General features: G+C 65.9%; 18 protein-coding genes and 1 pseudogene. 10 read left to right on the forward strand and 9 right to left on the reverse strand.

All coding sequences use genetic code 11. From position 1 onward, the window contains the following. Nucleotides 1-23: 23 nt before the first annotated feature. Nucleotides 24-1,169 carry a Gfo/Idh/MocA family protein gene (locus tag NMQ09_RS14695; RefSeq protein ID WP_255191332.1) on the reverse strand — a complete coding sequence of 382 codons (1,146 nt, stop codon included), beginning with the start codon at nucleotides 1,167-1,169 and terminating at the stop codon, nucleotides 24-26. Between the two features lie 151 nt (nucleotides 1,170-1,320). On the opposite strand from NMQ09_RS14695, the gene NMQ09_RS14700 reads away from it, so the two are divergent. Further along, complete coding sequence (locus NMQ09_RS14700) at nucleotides 1,321-1,752, forward strand: universal stress protein (RefSeq protein WP_255191333.1); 432 nt, start codon at nucleotides 1,321-1,323, stop codon at nucleotides 1,750-1,752. Between the two features lie 72 nt (nucleotides 1,753-1,824). On the opposite strand, the gene NMQ09_RS14705 is transcribed toward NMQ09_RS14700, so the two are convergent. Further along, nucleotides 1,825-2,793, reverse strand: a complete 969-nt coding sequence (locus NMQ09_RS14705) for a sugar phosphate isomerase/epimerase family protein (RefSeq protein ID WP_255191334.1) — start codon at nucleotides 2,791-2,793, stop codon at nucleotides 1,825-1,827. A 79-nt stretch (nucleotides 2,794-2,872) separates the two neighbouring features. Between NMQ09_RS14705 and NMQ09_RS14710 the strand changes: the two genes are divergently transcribed. The 4 genes from NMQ09_RS14710 (at nucleotide 2,873) to NMQ09_RS14725 (ending at nucleotide 5,982) form a co-directional block, all read left to right on the forward strand. Next, nucleotides 2,873-3,034: a hypothetical protein gene (locus NMQ09_RS14710; RefSeq protein WP_255191335.1), complete on the forward strand. Its 162-nt coding sequence runs from the start codon at nucleotides 2,873-2,875 to the stop codon at nucleotides 3,032-3,034. 268 nt (nucleotides 3,035-3,302) lie between these two features. Further along, nucleotides 3,303-4,577 (forward strand): 4Fe-4S ferredoxin N-terminal domain-containing protein, encoded by a 1,275-nt coding sequence (locus tag NMQ09_RS14715; RefSeq protein ID WP_255191336.1) that lies wholly within the window; start codon nucleotides 3,303-3,305, stop codon nucleotides 4,575-4,577. A gap of 90 nt (nucleotides 4,578-4,667) precedes the next feature. Then, nucleotides 4,668-5,465 carry a creatininase family protein gene (locus NMQ09_RS14720; protein ID WP_255191337.1) on the forward strand — a complete coding sequence of 266 codons (798 nt, stop codon included), beginning with the start codon at nucleotides 4,668-4,670 and terminating at the stop codon, nucleotides 5,463-5,465. Between the two features lie 55 nt (nucleotides 5,466-5,520). Then, nucleotides 5,521-5,982 carry a hypothetical protein gene (locus NMQ09_RS14725; RefSeq protein WP_255191338.1) on the forward strand — a complete coding sequence of 154 codons (462 nt, stop codon included), beginning with the start codon at nucleotides 5,521-5,523 and terminating at the stop codon, nucleotides 5,980-5,982. On the opposite strand, the gene NMQ09_RS14730 is transcribed toward NMQ09_RS14725, so the two are convergent. Further along, on the reverse strand, nucleotides 5,955-6,635 hold the full coding sequence (locus NMQ09_RS14730; protein WP_255191339.1) for an O-methyltransferase: 681 nt from the start codon (nucleotides 6,633-6,635) through the stop codon (nucleotides 5,955-5,957). The two genes, NMQ09_RS14725 and NMQ09_RS14730, sit on opposite strands and share 28 nt — an antisense overlap. Before the next feature lie 178 nt (nucleotides 6,636-6,813). On the opposite strand from NMQ09_RS14730, the gene NMQ09_RS14735 reads away from it, so the two are divergent. The 3 genes from NMQ09_RS14735 (at nucleotide 6,814) to NMQ09_RS14745 (ending at nucleotide 8,984) form a co-directional block, all read left to right on the forward strand. Further along, entirely contained in the window at nucleotides 6,814-7,611 is a 798-nt protein-coding gene (locus tag NMQ09_RS14735; RefSeq protein ID WP_255191340.1) for an alpha/beta fold hydrolase, read from the forward strand. A gap of 163 nt (nucleotides 7,612-7,774) precedes the next feature. Beyond that, nucleotides 7,775-8,215 (forward strand): dCTP deaminase/dUTPase family protein, encoded by a 441-nt coding sequence (locus tag NMQ09_RS14740; protein WP_255191341.1) that lies wholly within the window; start codon nucleotides 7,775-7,777, stop codon nucleotides 8,213-8,215. 58 nt (nucleotides 8,216-8,273) lie between these two features. Then, complete coding sequence (locus NMQ09_RS14745; RefSeq protein ID WP_255191342.1) at nucleotides 8,274-8,984, forward strand: competence/damage-inducible protein A; 711 nt, start codon at nucleotides 8,274-8,276, stop codon at nucleotides 8,982-8,984. Between the two features lie 201 nt (nucleotides 8,985-9,185). Here NMQ09_RS14745 and NMQ09_RS14750 read toward each other — a convergent pair whose 3' ends face one another. Continuing rightward, the gene (locus NMQ09_RS14750) at nucleotides 9,186-9,458 is read right to left on the reverse strand and encodes a HalOD1 output domain-containing protein (protein ID WP_255191343.1); all 273 of its coding nucleotides are present in this window, start codon (nucleotides 9,456-9,458) and stop codon (nucleotides 9,186-9,188) included. 148 nt (nucleotides 9,459-9,606) lie between these two features. Continuing rightward, nucleotides 9,607-12,747 carry a PAS domain S-box protein gene (locus NMQ09_RS14755; protein ID WP_255191344.1) on the reverse strand — a complete coding sequence of 1,047 codons (3,141 nt, stop codon included), beginning with the start codon at nucleotides 12,745-12,747 and terminating at the stop codon, nucleotides 9,607-9,609. Nucleotides 12,748-12,976: 229 nt separating this feature from the next. On the opposite strand from NMQ09_RS14755, the gene NMQ09_RS14760 reads away from it, so the two are divergent. Then, complete coding sequence (locus NMQ09_RS14760) at nucleotides 12,977-14,341, forward strand: aspartate aminotransferase family protein (RefSeq protein ID WP_255191345.1); 1,365 nt, start codon at nucleotides 12,977-12,979, stop codon at nucleotides 14,339-14,341. A 115-nt stretch (nucleotides 14,342-14,456) separates the two neighbouring features. On the opposite strand, the gene NMQ09_RS14765 is transcribed toward NMQ09_RS14760, so the two are convergent. Both NMQ09_RS14765 and NMQ09_RS14770 read right to left on the reverse strand, forming a co-directional pair. Next, nucleotides 14,457-14,981, reverse strand: a complete 525-nt coding sequence (locus NMQ09_RS14765; protein WP_255191346.1) for an Lrp/AsnC family transcriptional regulator — start codon at nucleotides 14,979-14,981, stop codon at nucleotides 14,457-14,459. A gap of 243 nt (nucleotides 14,982-15,224) precedes the next feature. Continuing rightward, nucleotides 15,225-15,749, reverse strand: a complete 525-nt coding sequence (locus NMQ09_RS14770; protein WP_255191347.1) for an Lrp/AsnC family transcriptional regulator — start codon at nucleotides 15,747-15,749, stop codon at nucleotides 15,225-15,227. A gap of 207 nt (nucleotides 15,750-15,956) precedes the next feature. On the opposite strand from NMQ09_RS14770, the pseudogene NMQ09_RS14775 reads away from it, so the two are divergent. After that, nucleotides 15,957-16,918 (forward strand): annotated as a pseudogene (locus tag NMQ09_RS14775) (hydantoinase B/oxoprolinase family protein); the annotation flags it as partial. A gap of 133 nt (nucleotides 16,919-17,051) precedes the next feature. Here NMQ09_RS14775 and NMQ09_RS14780 read toward each other — a convergent pair. Together NMQ09_RS14780 and NMQ09_RS14785 are read right to left on the reverse strand one after the other, a co-directional pair. Further along, complete coding sequence (locus NMQ09_RS14780; protein WP_255191348.1) at nucleotides 17,052-17,516, reverse strand: Zn-ribbon domain-containing OB-fold protein; 465 nt, start codon at nucleotides 17,514-17,516, stop codon at nucleotides 17,052-17,054. Beyond that, nucleotides 17,513-18,688: a thiolase C-terminal domain-containing protein gene (locus NMQ09_RS14785; RefSeq protein WP_255191349.1), complete on the reverse strand. Its 1,176-nt coding sequence runs from the start codon at nucleotides 18,686-18,688 to the stop codon at nucleotides 17,513-17,515. Before NMQ09_RS14785 ends, NMQ09_RS14780 begins: the two co-directional genes overlap by 4 nt. Nucleotides 18,689-18,729: the final 41 nt, after the last annotated feature.

Here is an 18,729-nt window from a genome sequence, read left to right on the forward strand (position 1 = left end):
CGGTGGCTGTCGCGACGCCGTCGTCACTCGAGGTCGACCCACTCGCCGCGCTCGTCGCTGTCCTCGATCGCCGTGAGAACGCGCTGGGCCGCGAGCCCGTCCTCGAAACTCGGCTCGAAGGCCTCGCCGTCGTCTCGAGACGCCTCGCCCGCGACGGCGGTCAGGAACTCGTAGTTCTCGTGGACGAACGTGTGCTCCCAGCCGAGGACGTGTCCCGGGGGCCACCAGTGGTCGACGTACGGATCGTCCTCGTCGGTGACGAGAATCGTCTCGTAGCCGCGGTTCCCGTCGCGGAGGAGTTCGAGTTCGTTCAGTCGCTCGAGTGAAAACCGCAGGCTGCCGTCGGAACCGTGGATCTCGATCGTGTGGTCGTTCTTGTGGCCGCTCGCGAACCGCGAGGCTTCGAGCGTGCCCATCGCGCCGTTTTCGAAGGCGACCTGCGCGCTGTAGGCGTCGTCGACGGTGACGGGTCGGGTTTCGACGTCGTCGTCCCGGTCCTCGACTGGACGTTCGTCCACGAACGTCCGCAGGTGGCCGCTGACGCGCTCGATCTCGCCGGCGAGTTCGTCGTCGCCGACGAGAAAGCGCAAGAGATCGACCGTGTGCGAACCGAGATCTCCGAGCGCACCCGAACCGGCCAGCCCCTCGTCCAGTCGCCACGCCCACGGGGCGTCGGGATCGACCAGCCAGTCCTGTAAGTAGCGGCCGCGGACGTGGTGGATCTCGCCCAGTGTGCCGTCCTCGAGCAGCTGCTTTGCGTACTGGATCGCCGGCACGAACCGATAGTTGAACGCACAGCCGGCCGGGACGTCGGCCGTCCGTGCGGCGTCGGCCATCGCCTCGGCACCCTCGAGCGTCGGCGCGAGGGGTTTCTCACAGAAGACGGGCGTGCCGGCCTCGAGGGCGGCGATCGACGGCTCGGCGTGGAGGTGGTTCGGCCCGAGGTTGTAGAAGACGTCGACCTCGTCGACGACGTCGCGCCAGTCGGTCGCGGTCGACTCGAACCCGAGCCGATCGGCGGCGTCCGCGAGCGCCTCCTCGTCCCGGCCGACGAGCACGCGCCGGTTCACCGCCGGGGCGTCCGGGAAGAACATCGGCAGCCGCGCGAGCGCGTTCGCGTGTGCCTCACCCATGAACCGGTAGCCGAGTACGCCGACGTCGAGGGTCATGTGCCGCCGTTCACCGAGCGGACAGTTATGGTTTTGCGCTGGACCGATCCGGGCGCTCGCCGTCAGACGGCGGCGATCCACCCGACGGCGGGTTCCCGTCCCGTGGGAACACGTGGTGGTGTCTATTATTGTGACGGCGGTAGGTTCGCGTATGCACTACGTCGTCGCAACCGACGGATCGGCGGAGAGTGACGAGGCGGTCCGGTACGCCACCCGCCAGGCGCTCGACAGCGACGCCCTCCTCGAGATCGTCCACGTGCTCACGCCGCGGACGGAACTGGTCGAGGGAGAGATCGTCATGCCGGGCGGCGAGGCGGCAGTCGAGCACGGCCAGCGGACGCTCGAGCGCGCCCGCTCCCTGGCGGCGGACGTCGCGACCGACCGCCAGGAGGAACTGCGCGTCGAGACGGAACTGCTCGCGGGACGACCCGCCGAGGCGATCGCTGATCACGCGGAGTCGACGGCTGCTGACGCGATCTACGTCGGCCACCGTGGCCTCTCGAGCGAGCGCGAACAGGTCGTCGGCAGCGTCGCCAAGAGCGTCGTCGACAGGGCGACGGTCCCCGTGACGATCATTCGGTGATCGACTGCGCGAGGAGCCGGCAATCGGGGCTCGGCGGTCGCGTCGTCTCACAACGACACAGAACAGACCGTCTCACTCCGCCCAGTAGGCCTCGCCGGGCTGTTCCGCAAAGACGACGCGAGAGAGCAACTCGATCGCCTTCTCGAGCCCCTCCCGCGAGCTCGTCAGCGAATCCTCGTGCTCGATGCTCAGGACGTCGTCGTAGCCGACCAGCCGGAGCGTCGAGACGAGATCTTTCCAGTGGCGTTCGCCGTGGCCGTAGCCAACCGAGCGAAAGAGCCACGAACGGTTGGGTTCGTCGTCGTAAGGGGTCGTATCGAGGACGCCCTTCTCGCGGGCTTGCTCCTCGTAGATGCGGGTGTCCTTGGCGTGGACGTGGTGGATGGCGTCGCGCTCGCCGAGGTAGCGGACCGCGTCGGTGATCGAGATGCCCTGCCAGTAGAGGTGTGAGGGGTCGAAATTCGCTCCGATCCGTTCGTTCGTCTCCTCGCGCAGACGAACCAGCCCGTGGGGCTCGTAGACGAGCATGTTCGGGTGCATCTCGATGGCGACGTCGACCCCGTGGTCGTCGGCGTGGGCGGCGAGATCCCCCCAGTACTCGAGGCCGACCTCCCACTGGTAGGCGAGCGCCTCGGCGTGTTCGGGCGGCCACGGAGCGGTGATCCAGTTCGGGACCGCGTCGTCGGGGCCGCCCGCGGGGAGACCGGAGAAGCAGGTGACGACGTTCACCTCGAGCTGGCTCGCGAGCCGGATCGCCTCCCGGAGTTCGGTGTCGGCCGTCGACGCCACGTCCTCGTCGGGGTGGAGCGGATTATTGTGGGTCGCCAGCGCGCTGATGCGCATGTCGTACTCGGAGAGCAGGTCGTGGAGTTCCGCCTGGGCATCCTCGTCGTCGAGGTACGCCTCGCGAGGCAAGTGGTCGTCGCCCGGGTGACCACCGACGCCAGGTTCGATCGCGTCGACGCCGCGGTCGGCGAGGTAGGCGAGCGCGCCCTCGAGCGATTCGTCCGCCAGCGGTGGGGTGTGTACGCCGATGTCCATGCGGGTGAGACGACCACGGCACGGAAAATAAAACGCGTGCCGGCCCGGACCTTTTGCCCCCGGCAGTCGTTCGTGTGGTATGGCATCACGACCACCTGCTCGCTGCCCGCTCTGCAAGGAGGACGTTCGTCCCGACCAGCGGCTCGTCGATCATCTGGCCGAGGAGCACACGAAGCGCGAACTGGCCCGAGAAGTCGTCTCCGAACACGAGGCAAAACGGGTCGGCGACGTCTCCGAGTGAGACAGGCCGCTGGACGTCAGCTCCGGCGTCACCGTGGCCCTGTGGCGGCTGCGTCGGGACAGCGGTACAGCCATCCGTCAGCGTCGACGCTCGAGCGAGCGACGGAGCGACCGGAGTCGTCGTTCGACCGCCAGCAGTGTGTGATTGACACGCATGAGAATGCAGGGCAGGCGCTTTTGGGCGTTCGAGGACTCGTTTCACGCAGTTGGGTTTTCACAATGACGGCACTCGATACGATCGGTCCTCGCTCCGGAGGTGCACCGATTCGATGATTCCCGGTGACGACGTCGACGACGAGACGTTCCACCCGATGGGTGAGGCGTGGCAGGACGAACTCGAGGAACGCCTCGAGGAGACCGAGTACGACACCGAACTCGGCATGGAGATGGCACGGGATGCCCAGCGACTCGTCCAGGGAGAACTCACGGAGGAGGAGTTCTACGATCAGTACCACGACGCCGTCGTCGAGGAGTTCGGCCAGGACGATCGCCCGATGGCCGAGGAGATCGAAGCCGCCCGGGAGGAAGGACGGCTGAGCGACGCCCTCTCGACGTTCGACCTCGACGACGAGGAGTCTCGACGCGAGATGATGAAGAAGATGGGCGCTGGCGCCGCCTTCCTCGGACTCGGCGCGATGGCGACGAAAGAGAACGCCGACGGCGATCCCCGATCGGCCGTCGGTGACCCGTCGGATGGCGTCGCCGCGGCCCAGGAGGACGACGAGGACAACGTCCAGTGGGGGATGGCGATCGACCTCGCCTACTGTGATGGGTGTCTCAGCTGCGTCGTCGCGTGTCAACAAGAACACAACCTCGACGAGGGGGCCAACTGGATGTACATCCTCGCCTACGAGGACGAGGACCGCGGTGGGGAGCCGGACCTGATGGTTCGTCCCTGTCAGCACTGTTCGGACGCGCCGTGTGAGAAGGTGTGTCCGACGACGGCCCGACACACTCGCTCGAAAGACGGCCTCGTACTCACCGACTACGACATCTGCATCGGCTGTCGGTACTGCCAGGTGGCCTGTCCGTACGGCGTCAATTACTTCCAGTGGGGCGAACCGGACGTCCCGCAGGGAGAGATCGATCCCGATCACATCTACGATGAGCGCGGACAGTGGGTCGACAGCCGCCCGCCCCGCGGCGTTATGGGCAAGTGTACGTTCTGTCCCTCTCGTCAGGACGGGATGAAAGGTGAGGACCTGGTCGGGACCACCGCCTGCGAGGTTGCCTGTCCCCCGCAGATCATCAAGTTCGGCGATATGAACGACCCCGACAGCGATCCCCGACAGCTCATTGACGAGGTCGAGGGACCGGCCGACGACGAACCCGAACGGACCTCCGTCTACCGGCTGCTCGAGGACGCCGGGACCAACCCGAACATCGCCTACGTCGGGAACGAACCGGGACCCAACGCCGAGCAGATCCCTCAGGAGGAAGCCCGGGAACGCGGCGTCGAGACCATCGTCACCTACGAGGAGATGGGGCTGGCCGACAATCGGACGGAAGAGGTACTCGAGGATCGGACGTGGTCGATTCCCTGAACGGAGATCCGACGTCCGGCGTTCGAACACCGGGCCGACGACTCGTCGGCGAGGGGTAACGTTTTCTTCCTCGAGCCGAACCCACGTCTCATGTATCTCCCCCACGAGACGTGGCCGGAACTCGGCGAGTACGTGGCCGAGGAGTCGCTCGCGGTCGTCCCGCTCGGCTCGACCGAACAACACGGACCCCACCTCCCGGAGGGGACCGACTACCTGATCGCTCGCGCGCTGGCTCGAGCGGCGACCGACCGGACGGGCCACCTCTGTACGCCGCCCGTCACGATCGGCGTCAGTCCCCACCACCGCCAGTTTCACGGGACGATGTGGGTCGACGCGCCGGTGTTCCGGGACTACGTCGAGAACCTCTCGCGGAATCTCACCTACCACGGTGTCGACCGCATTGTCTACGTCAACGCCCACGGCGGCAACGTCGTCCACCTCCGTGAGGTCGGCCGTCGCCTGCGCGACGACGGCACCGCCTTCGCCTGCGAGTGGATGTGGGACGAGTCCATCCCGGAGCTGATCGAGGACGTCTTCGCACAGCCGGGCCCCCACGGCGGACCGAAGGAGACGGCCATGATCATGCACATCGCACGGGAGCTGGTGCGCGAGGAGTACCTCGAGGCCGCCCGCGACGCCGGCCGGCCGACGTTCGAGGCCGAGGAGATGGCCGTCAACGGCGCCCGGGTCACCTACGACGCGATCGAGAACAGCGAGAACGGCGTCTTCGGCGACCAGACCGACGCGACGCCCGCCGTCGGCGAACGCCTCTTCGACGCCGCAACCGACCAGCTGGTCGCCCTGCTCGAGTGGCTCGACGACCAGCCGTTCGACGACCTGCTCCCCGCCCCGCACGTCGATCCACAGCCGGGCAGCGGTCGTCGCTGAGCTGCTCGTCCACCAACAGATATATACCGCACCGTGTGCTGCACCCAGCCAAGCAGTGAACGACGTCAGTCAACTCCCCGATCGCGCCGGTCGGCCCCTGCTCGCGGGTTCGCTCACCTTCTTCGCCACAGCGGGTGTGGCAAATACGACGCTCGCCGCATCAGCCCAGAGTCTCGCCGCCGTCGCGTTCGTGACCGTCGGCGTCTACGGGCTGGCGAGATACGCACGCACCGTCAGCCGTCGCACGCTCGCCACGCTGTCGATCGGCCTCTGGATCGCCTTCCTCGCCGTCACGCCCGCCCACGTCGTCGGCGTCGCGGCCGTCGGCTCCGCGCTCCCAGTCTCGACGGTCGCCGTCGCCGCGACGCTCACCGCCCTCACGTGGGCGACGCTCCTCGGCGCGTTCGGGACGACGACGTTCCTCGGCTTCCGGGAGTACGGCGCACAGGCGGGCGCTGACGCGCCCGAAGAGCGCATCCTCGAGGGCGACTACGACATTCCGTCCCGGACCCGGTAGCTCACGGCGATTCCCTCTCCCAGTGGGAGCGCGACGGTCTCGAAGTCGGGATCGGCTCGCACCGTCTCGAGGTAGTCAGCGATGCCGCGGGTGTCCTCGTTAACGTCGTCGGGGTCGGCGCCCTCGACGAGCTCGAGTAACTGTTCGAACTGAATCGGGCCCGCAGTCATGGCGTTGTCGGCGACGATCACGCCGCCGACGGGAACCTTCGGCCTGATCGCCTCGAACGCCTCCACGTAGCGGTGTTTCTGGTGGTCGATCAGGACGACCTCGAACGGGCCGTCGTAGCGGTCGATCGTCTCGAGGGCGTCCCCGAGTTCGTACCGCGCCAGCTCGTCGTAGCCGCCGCGGGTCAGGTACTCGCGGGCGAGCTCGAGTTCGTCGGCGTCGACTTCGGTGAGGACGAGCTCGCCGTCGTCGGGCAGCGCCTCGGCGAACCAGTAGGCGGAGTAGCCGTAGCCCGAGCCGAACTCGAAGATCCGTCGCGCATCGGTCGTCCGGGCGAGCAGCCGCAAGAACGCGCCGACCTCGGGACCGACCGTCGGAAAGCCCTCCTCGTCGGCGTAGGCGTCCATCTCGGCCAGGACCGCGTCGGAATCGGGCGCGACCGCACGGACGAACCGGGAGACCTCCGGTGACAGGATCGTGACCATGCTCGAGTCCTCGAGCGCACGCCTCATAGTCGTCCGGATTGCGGCGGTCTCGTAGAGCAGCGTGGATTCGCACACGGTTCCCCGTGGTAGATCACAGCTGTGTTGAAATCGCCGTGACCGATACAGAGGCTGTCTGCAGCACGTACAGTTATCGAAACAGGACCCGAAGTACGAAGCTATGGCCGTCATCCAATGTAATGGAGCCGACCTCTATTACGAAGACTTCGGAGAGGGGCAACCGATTGTGTTTCTCCACGGCGTATTACATGGGCTCCGGTTCTTCGAACCGCAGCTGGCCGGGCTCTCGGACGAGTATCGGGCAATCGCGTTTGATTGTCGAGGACACGGCCGGTCAGAGAAGACAGAGCTCGGCCACACGGTCCCCCAATATGCTCGGGATCTCCACGCGTTCCTCGAGCAGCGTGGCCTTGGGGACGTAGTTCTGGTCGGCTGGTCGATGGGCGCGTTTGTCTCGTGGGATTACGTGGACCAGTTCGGTACTGACCGAATTCGCGGATTGGTTGATGTTGATATTGAGGCGACCCGGTTCAAATGGAACGATTACGACTACGGGCTCGCTCGACTGGAGGACGTACAGAGCCTGCTTGAACTGGCTCAGACAGACCAGCAAGGTCTCATCGATCAGGCCACGGAGCAGGTTTTCGCCGACCCAACTGCCGAGATGAGAGCCTTACAGTACGACGAAATCTCCCGGACGCCACCACCGATTCAAAGCGCAATCCTGTTCGATACGCACACACGAGACTACCGGTCTGTCCTCCCTAAAATCGACGTTCCGATGCTGGTCTGTGCTGGTGCCGCCGAAACAAGAGGCTCCGTTGACGCCGTTCGGCACGTCGCCGAACTCGTTCCCGAGGCGAGGGTGGAACTGTTCAATGAGAGCGGCCACGCTCCGCCGTTCGAAGAACCTGAGCGGTTCAATCAGGTCGTGAGCCAGTTCGTTGATTCGCTGTGACCGATACGCGCTTTGTATTCATCAGTGCCAATATCTCAACTACTGGTGAGCACTGAATCAAGACGATGAGTTGCGTTACTAATTTCGATCACTTCGCGCGGGGTGACTGTGCCCCCTCGAGGCGACCACCTTTTTTATCGATCACTCCGTTGAGACGATTCGTATGGGACCTCTCGCAGAACGCGTCGACAACCTGGTGTACGAGCCCGTACAGGTGCACGAACACGGCGTCGACCTCACCGTGAGCGCGGTGTACGAGGTCGCCGGCCCCGGACGCATCGACTTCGGGGGCGACGAACTCGAGGACGCCGACCTCGAGCCCATCTCGACGACCCACCGCGAGTCGGACGACGAGTACGGCTGGTGGGAGCTCGCGGGCGGCCAGTACGTCCTCCAGTACAACGAGTTCGTCGTCGACGGCGAGGAGCCGCTGGCGCTCCAGCCGCGAAACGAGTTGCTCGCCCGCGGCGGCTCACACCCCTCGCTGCTGGTGATGGGCCACCTGCCGCTGGTGCCGCTGTCGGTCGCCGGCGGCGGGCTCGAGCTCAAGGAGAACGCCCGCATCTCGACGCTGGTGCCGGCAGCGCCCGCGGTGGACGGCTGATCGGCCACTTCCGAAAGCGTTGAAGACGGTTGGGGACGTATCGGGCCCCGAATCGAACATGACGACCGCGGGAATTCTCAACGTCGGTAACGAGCTGCTCGCCGGGGAGATCGCCAACGGGAACGGGATGTGGCTGGCCGAACGGCTGACCGCGAGCGGCGTCGCCGTCCGCGAAATCCGGGTCGTCTCCGACGACGGGCCGGCCATCGAACGCGCCGTGTCGGGGTTCGCCGACCGGTTCGACCACGTCGTCGTCACTGGCGGGCTGGGCTCGACTCCCGACGACGTCACGCTCGAGGCGGTCGCGAACGCGCTCGAGCGGCCGCTCGAGGTCGACCCGGCGGCTCGGGCGGACATCGAGCGGACCGTCCGCGAGATCGAACGCCGGCTCCCGGAGTTCGACTACGACGTCGACCGGTCGGCGCGGTATCCGGTGGGCTCACGGCCGATCCCGAACGAGGAAGGCATCGTTCCCGGCTGTGTCGTCGAGAACGTCTACGTGTTCCCGGGGGTTCCCGAGGAGATGAAGGTAGTTTTCGAGCGCGTCGAAGACGAGTTCGTCGGCGACGTCCGGTCGCGAAGCGTCTACTCGAGCGTTCCCGAGAGCAACCTCAATCCCCTGCTGGTCGAGCTCCAGGAGCGATTCGACGTCGGCGTCGGCTGCTATCCCGGCGAGAAACGAAAGCGGATCACCGTGACCGCGACCGACCCGGAGCGACTCGAGGCGGCCCACGAGTGGCTGTCGAGCCGTCCCGAAGTCGAGGACTGAGCGTCGTTCCGTCGGCTCAGGCGCTGTCTCTCACACGAGTGGAGCCGGGTTTCAACCGCTCACGCGATACTCACACCCACTCGCGCGGACCTTGTTGTCGATTGCCCGTGCGAGCGCGTAGGCACACATACGAGCGTCCGCTGGCCCAACGTGGTCTGCTGTCACGACAGGTGTGTGCCGGAGAGTACCGCCAGAACAGCCTCAGGCTCGGTCAGCCGATTCGACGGTGATTGCGCCGTCGGCGGTCACCGTCACCAGACAGTTATTGTACTCGAACGTCACTGACCCCCCCGATCGAAGCCCGTCCGCGTGGGGTTCGAAGAGTCGCTCGAGGGCGTCGGCGTTGATCGCGTAGTGAAGCGGCTCGAGTTCGGTAACGTCGATCCCGGAAAACGTCGCGACGGCGGTTGCGACGGCGACGCTCAGGGGTTCGTCGTCGAGTCGATCGTACTGTACAGTATACTGCGTTTCCATCGGTGTCCGTGACGATTGCGAAGTCATCTCACTCATTTGGTACTACGTCCCCCAGCATCCCAAGGGGAGCTATCCGTACGTTCAGCGTGATGGGTAAAGAGGTTATTCATTAATCCTGTAATCGGACACTCAGAGGGGGGTTAAACAGTTAACCGCCACTGCGCTGGTCTCGGGCAAACAGGCTCGAGAAGAGCTTCTGCTGGACCGTCCGAACGTGGTTGTGGAACGCGGGCGGAGAGATCTCGAGTGACGCCGCGAGTTCTTCGCCAGTGCTCTGGCGGGGCCACTCGAAGAACCCGCCGTGGTAGGCGACCTGCACGACCTCGCGCTGACGGTCGGTGAGATCGTCTAAGAGGGGCTGGTGGCCCGGACGAGGGCGGCTGCTTTCCGTGCTGGCGGCCGCCTCGCGCCGGGCGAGCAACGAGACGGTGTGACCACGGCGGTTGAGTCCGGCGAGCACCTGACGGACGTCGACCGATTGTGGGACGTCGACCGTCGCACGAACGCCGGATTCGTCGGCCGTGAGTCCCCGGAGGTCACAGTTCTGGTCTTCGACGGCGGTTCCGAGAAACGGTTCCGTGAGCCGAATGCGAAGCATCGTCCGTTCCTCGGTCCGTCCGATGACGGTCGCCTCGTCGACGCCGTCGAACGCTTCCACCTCGTCTCCCTCGACGGTGGCGTCGAGGGCCACGAAGACGACCGCAGCCTCGTCGTCACCCGGGACGACCCCCTCGAGGTCGACCGTCGTCTCGAACTGGGTCGCCAGTGTCTCGAACACCGTCTCGTCTCCGAGCGCGAGGTCGATTTCGGTGACGGCGTCGCTCAACAGCGCGTTCTTTCTGCTGACGGCGTCGATCGTGTACGCGATCGCCTCACCGAGTTCCTCGAGCGTCGACTGGATCGTCTCGTCGAAGGCGTTTCGGCGGTCGGCGTAGACCGAGAGCACGCCGTAGAGGAAGTCGTCGTAGACGAGCGGGATCGAGAGAACCGACTGGAAGTTCCGGGACAGCGCCTCGGGTCGCCAGTCACCGTCGCGTAACGACGTGGCGGCGTTCTCCACGCTGACCGTCGATCGCGTCCGCACCGCCCGTCCTGCCGGTTCGGCGGCGTCGGCGTCGACGGTCGTCACGGTGACGGCGTCGAGGTAGCCACGTTCCACGCCGGCCGACTCGCGGCGGACGACGTGCGTGCCACCGGGATCGGGTTCACCGATCCAGGCGAAGACGCACTCATCGAGTTCGATCAGTCGCTCACAGACGCCCCGTTCGATCTCCGTTCGGCTCTCCGCCCGCAGGAGGTGTTCCTCGACGTCCTCTCTGAGCCGACCGGTGCGGTTCAGTCGCTCGAGGCGCGCGTTCTGTCGCTTGAGTTCGCGTTCGCGCTCGTGGAGCCGTCGGGTTCGACCGATCCGATCCAGCGCTGCCTCCGCGGTCGCACAGAGCAACTGCGCGAGGTCGAGGTCGCCTTCGTCGAGTTCACCGGGCTCCGTCGAGAGCGCCACGAAGACGCCGTGTTCGCCGAGCGGAACGAAGAGTCCGTTTCGGACGTCGCCGTGGTCGCCGTCGAGGAGGGGACGTTCACCGACGTCGCTAACCAGTCGCGGGGAGCCGTCGACGAACGCATCCCACGTGACGCTCTCGTTCGGCTGGATACGAGGCGGCATCCCGACGGTCGAGACGAGCGTCGTCGAGTACGCCGCCGGATCGAGTCCGTTCTCCCGTTCGTCGAACCGGTAGACGACGGCGTTCTCGAGGCCGAGTGCGTCGGCTGCGACGTCGACGACGTACTCACAGGCAGCCTGCTTCGACTCGACGGCGAGCAGCCGGCCGGTCGTCTCCTGTAACGCACTCAGCGCCCGCCCGTACTGGGTGCGTTCGGTCACGTCGACGCCGACGCCGATCACCCGCTCGAGCTGTCCGTCGCGGACGATCGGCCGGTACCACGTCTCGAAGATCCGGTCGCCGACGGTCCGGTAGCTGTGGACTGGTTCGCCGTCGAGCGCCCGCCTCGCGTCAGCACAGATCGCGGGCTGGTCGGCGAACAGGTCGAAGAGCGATTCGCCGACGGCCTCGTCCGGCTGAAGGTCGAGGGGCTCGAGCCCCCGCCCCTCAGAGAGCGTGAACGTCCCCTCCGCGTCGAGCGCGTACAGGATGACGGGAACGTTCTCGACCAGCGTCTCGAGCTGTTCGGTCCGGTCGACGACCTCTCGTTCGCGTTCGACCCGGTCGGACACGTCCCTGAAGTACACCGAGAGGCCCGATTGCGACGGATACAGGCGGACGTCGATCCAGATCTCGTACGGTTCGTAATAGGTCTCTAGCGTCCCCGGCTCCTGGCTCCTCATCGCGTCGACGGCCGCCCGCTCGAGATCTGTTCCGGCGGCTTCGGGGAACACCTCGAGGAATCGTTGCCCGAGCAACTGCTCGGGTTCGATCCCGAAAATCGACGCCGCTCGATCGTTGACGTACGTAAAGCGCCACTCCGCGTCGAGGGCGAAGAACGCGTCGGTAACCCGCTCGAGGGATTCACCCAGCTCACGCTCGATTCGACGGTGTTTGGTGACGTCGCGAATCGAGACGACCACGCCCTCGACGATCGGATCCTCGAGCCGGTTCGTGAACGCGGCCTCGTGGACGTGCCAGCTGCCGTCGGCGTGTTGGATTCGGTACTCACACGTCTCCGTCGCGTCCGGCCCGTCCCCGTACACTGATTCGAACGCGTCGACGCACGCGTCGTAGTCGTCGGGATGGACGAACTCGCTCCCCTGTCCGTCCAGTAACTCGCTCACGTCGTAGCCGGTGAGCCGCTCGACCGAGGGGCTGACGTACGTCACCTTCCGGTTCTCGTCGACGACCACGAGGATCGCCGACGAGCGTTCGGCCAGCAACCGGTACCACGCCTCCTGTCGATCTAACGCGTGACGGCTGCCCGACCACTCGGCTGCTCGTCGAAGTCGGTGGCGAAGCAGCGACCCGTCCTCGAGCGTCGCCCGCGTCACCACGTCGGCGACGCCGTCCTCGAGCACCCGATCGACGTCGACCGCCGCTTCTGGCTCGGCCACGAGGACGACCGGCATCCGGTCGTCGATGGACTCGATCGTCCGCCGATCGTCGGTGAGCACGCAGTCGACCTCGCCGGTCGGGACGGTCCCGTCGTCGGCCGCCCGTTCACTGTCGACGGTGACTCCTTCGCCCTCGATAGTGACGGCCGCCTCCTCGAGCCACGGCGGCCCCAGGGCGAGGACGCGGAGCGACTGCGAGAAGTCGCCAGTGTCGAGTCCGCGATGCATACCCCGGTTCAGGGAGCGAGCGACAAAAAGACCTCGCCGGCTGCGACCGAGTCAGACCGTGCCGATCTTCGACCGCGTCTCCATCGGGGGGACGACCGAGCCATCGACGGTATAGTCGAACGCGGTTTCGACGGGGGAGGACACACCGGGTGTTGGACAGCAACCAATATTTCGCCCTCAGGTAGAACACATAACAAAGTATAAGCCGAAATAGCGAACAGACGCTTGTATGTGTGCTGATCCACCGATTCACGAACTCCACTTTTCCACCGAGCCGGATGTCGACACCGTTCCGGGACCCGCTTCCGAACGGCTGCTCGCCCGCCAACGGGAGATCGACAGTAGCGCCGTTGCCTACCCGAGACGGGTTCCGATCGCACTCGAGGAGGCTCGCGGTGCGACGGTTCGAGACGTCGACGGAAACACGTTCCTCGACTTCTTCGGCGGCATCGGCGTCCTCAACGTCGGTCACTCGAACCCGTACGTCCTCGAGGGCGTTCACGAACAACTCGACCGATACACCCACACGATCGACTTCCCGACGCAGGCGCGCGTCGATCTGATCGAGAAGCTACGCGAGATCGCCCCTGGCGGGCTGGCCGGGGCGAGCAACGTCGTTTTCGGCGGTCCGAGCGGCAGCGACGCGATCGAGGGCTCGATCAAGCTCGCAAAGCACAACACCGGCCGACACGGCCTGCTCGCCTTCGAGGGAGCGTACCACGGGACGACCGCGGGCGCACTGAGCCTCACGGCCGGCAAGACGTACAAGGAGGGGTACGCCCCGCTGCTCCCGGACGTCGTACACGCACCCTATCCGTCCGACGGCGACGGGGGCGTCGACTGCGACCGGGCGCTCGACGCCGCCCAGCGGAAGTTCGAGAACCCGTACGGCGGCCACGAGTCGCCCGCTGGCATCTGGGTCGAGCCGATCCAGGGTGAAGGTGGCGTCGTCGTCCCGCCAGCGGAGTTCCTGCAGGGACTCCGTGAGATCGCCGACGACAACGACGCGCTGTTGATCGTCGACGAGATCCAGACCGGCCTCGGTCGCACGGGCGAGTGGTTCGCCAGCGACCACTTCGACGTGACGCCGGACGCGATCACGATGGCGAAAGCCCTCGGCGGCAGTGGTCTCCCGATCGGCGCGATGCTCTACCACGAGAAGTTCGACACCTGGGGACCGGGTGGCCACGTCGGCACCTTCCGGGGCAACGTCCCGGCGATGGTCGGTGGCCTCCGGGCGATCGAGTACATCGAGGAACACGACCTGCTCGCCCACGCCCGAACGCTCGGTTCTGCCATCCGCGACCGGTTCCACGAGATCGCCGCCGACGTCCCCGAGATCGTGGACGTCAGAGGCAAGGGGCTGTTCGTGGGCGTCGAGTTCGCCGACGAGGATGGCCCGTCGAAAGAGTTCGTCCTGGCGATCCAGCAGCGCTGTTACGAAAACGGTGTCCTCGTCTGGAGTGCCGGAAGACACGGGAACGTCCTTCGGCTGATCCCGCCACTCGTGCTCACGGCCGAACAGGCCGACGTCGGTATGGACGTCATCTGTGAGGCGATTCGAACCACCGCCCGGGACCGCCGCACCGATTGAGACGAACTGCTGTTTGAGGTCAGGTACACATGCGACCAGCCGGCGGGTACCGGTAACTCGGTCCGGCAACCCGTCTGACCACGGCCATCGGTCAGCCGGCTCGAACGGCCCGGCGTCACTCCCCCGCGTTCTGCTCGGATAGCCCGTGTGCGCCCAGCAGGGATTCCCGGCTGTAATCTCTGAGCGTGCCGATGCCGGTATCCGCCTTGAGCGTCGTGATGACGAACTTCGAGCTGGTTCGGCGCACCTCCTCGATCGACTCGTAGTCCTCGACGAGCCGTTCGACCATATCGCGCGAGGTGAGCCGTGAGATGACGACGAAATCCGTCTCCCCCATCGTGAAGTAGACCTGGTTTACCCCCTCGATCTCGGCCAGCTTCTGCCCGATCCGCTCGTGATAGCCCTCCCCGAACTCGGCCCAGACTTCCGAGATGACGGTGATTCCGAAGCCGACCTTCTCGAGGTCGAGTTCGTAGAGGTCGTTCGTGATGACGCCCTCCTCTTTCAGGTTCTGTAAGCGGTAGTGGACCGTGGATTTCGGAATCCCCGTCACCTCGTGGATCGTTTCCGTGCTGAGCGATTCTTCCTCCGCGATCGCGAACAGGATCTCGACGTCTCGCTCGTCCAGTGTGGCGTTCATCTGCGTGAGTGTTCGTGAGCCAGCCTTTACTAGTGTTTCGTGGGTGTCCCGTGATCGGTCGGTGCAGATTCTCGAGAGGAGCGGCCACGGCACCGTGGATTGTAAAGCGGAGGTCGAACCGGCGTGAGACGCACTGATGTCTCGAGCCCGGGTGCGTTCCACCGACCTGCACACGGACCTACCGTCACGGCGGGCTATCTGAGTGAGCGTCCCTGTACTGCGAGGGACGCCGAGGGTGAGACGTCACCGCTCGGCTTCGTCCCCGTCCAGCCCGTGTTCAGCGAGGAGCGACTCCCGGCTGTAGTCTCTAAGCGTGCCGATGCCGGTGTCCGATTTGAGCGTCGTGATGACGAACTTCGAACTGGTCCGATGCACCTCCTCGATCGACTCGTAGTCCTCGACGAGCCGCTCGACCATCTCCCGCGAGGTGAGCCGGGCGATGACGACGAAATCCGTCTCCCCCATCGTGAAGTAGACCTGATTGGCGCCTTCGATCTCGGCGAGCTTCCGCCCGATCCGCTCGTGATAACCCTCGCCGAACTCGGCCCAGATCTCCGAGATGACGGTGATACCGAGGCCGACCTTCCCGAGGTCGAGTTCATAGAGGTCGTTCGTGATAATACCCTCTTCTTTCAGGCTCTGTAGGCGGTAGTGAACCGTCGATTTCGGAATCTCCGTCTCCTCGTGGATCTCCTCGGTGCTGAGCGTTTTCCCCTCCGCGATCGCGAACAGGATCTCGACGTCTCGCTCATCTAATACCTGACTCATCTGGGGATCGTTCGGAGCCTATCTTATATTATCTTTGTATACATTCCACTGGGCGCCGATCGACTTGCGACGTTGTCCAGTCTCTCACCCCCTGTTCTACAGGAGCCGTTTCACGTCACTCCAGGTCGATTACGACCGTCTGCGGCCAGCCTCGACAACAGGACCGAAGCCATCGCGTACTACGCGGCTCGGATCGCGAATTCGGGACCAACGGCGGGCGCCATCGCGGGTGCCTACGAGAAGGTCATGAACGCCATCTTCGAACTCTGGTCCGAAGTCCTCCCCGAGCGGGCGATGGCCTGTGCGTTCAACCTCGAGTATCTGCTCGCCGGCGGTCGAGACCACCGACCCGGCCGAAACGGTCAGGAGTTCATGTGGTACGACTGGATGGCCGGTGGCTGGGGTGGTCGCGACGGCAAAGACGGCTCGAACGCGACCGCACCCGTCTTCGGTGCCGGGCTCGCCGTCCAGTCGCTGGAGGGCCAGGAACGAGACACGCCGTTGCTCACGAGCGAGCACTCGATCGTCACTGACTCCGGCGGCCCCGGCGAGTTCCGCGGCGGCTGTGGCGTCCGCAAAGGTGGCCGACTGCTCGAGTGTGAAAACAGCGTCATCTCCTACTGCTCCGACCGAGCGCGGTCGATCACGTGGGGGATCAACGGCGGCCTTCCAGGCGTCCCCCACGGCGTGACCCTCACCAGGGGGGACGAGCCGACGGAGATGGGGACGGTGTTCTCGAACGTCCCGATCGACGAAGGCGACGAGTTCGTGCGACCCTCCTCGGGCGGTGGTGGCTTCGGCGACCCACTGGATCGCGATCCCGAGGCGGTCCTCGAGGACGTCGAAGACGAGTACGTCTCCGTCGAACGGGCGCGGAAAGATTACGGCGTCGTGATCGAACCGGTCGACCCCGACCTGTGTGAGTACGCGATCGACCGAGAGGCGACAGCACAGGAGCGAGCACACATTCGCGAGCACCGCACCGAGTGGCTCCGCGCAGTCGCTCGAGGTCGATCGCCGAGCGCTACCGGGCGGGCGAACTCGACGAACTCGACCTCGTCCGGCGATACGGCGTCATCCTCGACTGGTCGACCGGCGAACTACTCGAGCGAACGACCGAACAGTTCCGAGCGCTGCTGGAGCGACGCTCCCAGAGCGAGTGGAACTGACGCGGGAGTTCCACGAACCGCACCACCGACGGCTCGAGTCCGATCGATTTCGGTTCGGGTTGCCGCCAGCCGATTCTCAGGTGACATCCTCCCCGGCGTTTACGCTCGCGGTACTCCCGCCCGAAGAGAACAGTTACTCGAGCGGCTCGAAGACGTGGATCGGCCACGCCTCCTCGTACTCGCGGGCGACCTCGAGTTCGGCCGGCCCCGGCTCCTGGATCGTGAGTCGGACCGGATCGTCGATCGCGACCGCCTCGTAGGGGGCGTCGACCCGGCCCGTCAGCCGCGCACCGGAGTCGAGTTCGACGACGGCGACGGTGTAGGGCGCCTCGTCGGCGAACGCCGAGGGTGGGTTCCTGACCTCGGTGTAGGAGACGACGGTTCCTTCCCGGGGTTGCTCTTCGAGTTCGAGCGCACGACTTCCACAGGCGTAGCAGGCCGGCCGTGGGGGTACGAGGCGCGTCTCACAATCCGTACAGCGGGCGGCGAGGAACTGGCCGTCGGCCATCGCCGCGAAGAAGCCGGGAAGCGTGTACGGGTTCTCGGGGGTCACGTCGGCGGGCGACTCGAGGGCGTAGTCGGCGTACTCGTCGCTCATGCCGATCCCTCCGCGGTGAGCAGGTGGGCGACGGTAACGGCGTCGGCGACGCCGCCCTCGTTCAGGAGCAGCCCCGTCTCGGCGTCGGCCACCTGTCGATCGCCGGCCTGCCCGGTGAGCTGTTCGTAGGCCTCGATCGCCTGCATGAGTCCGGTCGCCCCGATCGGGTGCCCGCGCGCTTTCAGCCCGCCGCTCGTGCTGAGGTGGACGTCGGTCCACCCCTCGGAGCGCTCGTCGGGCTCGAGGGCGCTCTCGTAGCCCCGACCTCGCGGGGCGAAGCCGACGGCTTCGGCGAGCAGGGCCTCACAGACGGTGAACGCATCGTGGACCTCCGCGACGTCGACGTCCTCGGGGTCGACGCCGGCTTGCTCGTACGCCGTCGTCGCGGCGACGTTCGCTCCCTCGACGAACGTCAGGTCGCGCTCGGCGACGGCGATGTTGTTCGCCGCCGCGCCGACGCCGGAAACGCGGACCCGCTCGTCTCGGGCGACGAGTTCGTCGGCCAGTTCCGCAGTCGTCACGAGCACGGCGGCCGCGCCGTCGCTCACGGGCGCACAGTCGAACAGCTTCAGCGGCGGGGCGATGTAGTCCGACTCGAGGACGGTCTCTGCGTCTACTTCCCGCCCGAAGTGCGCACGCGGATTCTGTGCCGCGTTGCGGTGGTTCTTCACCGCGATCTTCGCCAGCGCTTCCTCGGTCGCGTCGGTCTCGTGGAGGTAGCGCTGGGCGAGCAGGGCGTACTGGCTCGGGGCCGTGATCCCTGAACGCTGCTCGAGCGCGCGGTCGAACGCCGAGGAGAGCGCGTCGGTCGCCAGCGCGGTCCCGCCGGCGGTCATCTTCTCGACGCCGCAGGCGAGGACGGCGTCGTAGGTGCCGGCGCGAACGTCCTGGACCGCGTGTTTTAGCGCGAGCGCGCCGGCGGCCGCACAGCCCTCGACCCGTTCGGCCGGGACGTTTCGCAGACCCGCCCACTCGGCGAGCAGCGTGCCGTACATGATCTGTCCCTCGTACCGTTCTGACTGGTTGCCGACGTACACCGCCTCGACGAGCTCGGCGGGATCCGGCAGGCCATCGAACGCTTCCGTCAACGCGGCCGAAAACAGATCCCGACCGGTGAGTTCGGTCGCCCCGATCGGCGACGCGCCGACCGTGACGATGCGTGGCTCTGACATACCATGACTGGCTGTGCCAGACCAGATAAGCGTTTTGCGAC

The sequence above is a fragment of the Natronobeatus ordinarius genome, assembly GCF_024362485.1.
In the GTDB taxonomy this organism is placed as follows: domain Archaea; phylum Halobacteriota; class Halobacteria; order Halobacteriales; family Natrialbaceae; genus Natronobeatus; species Natronobeatus ordinarius.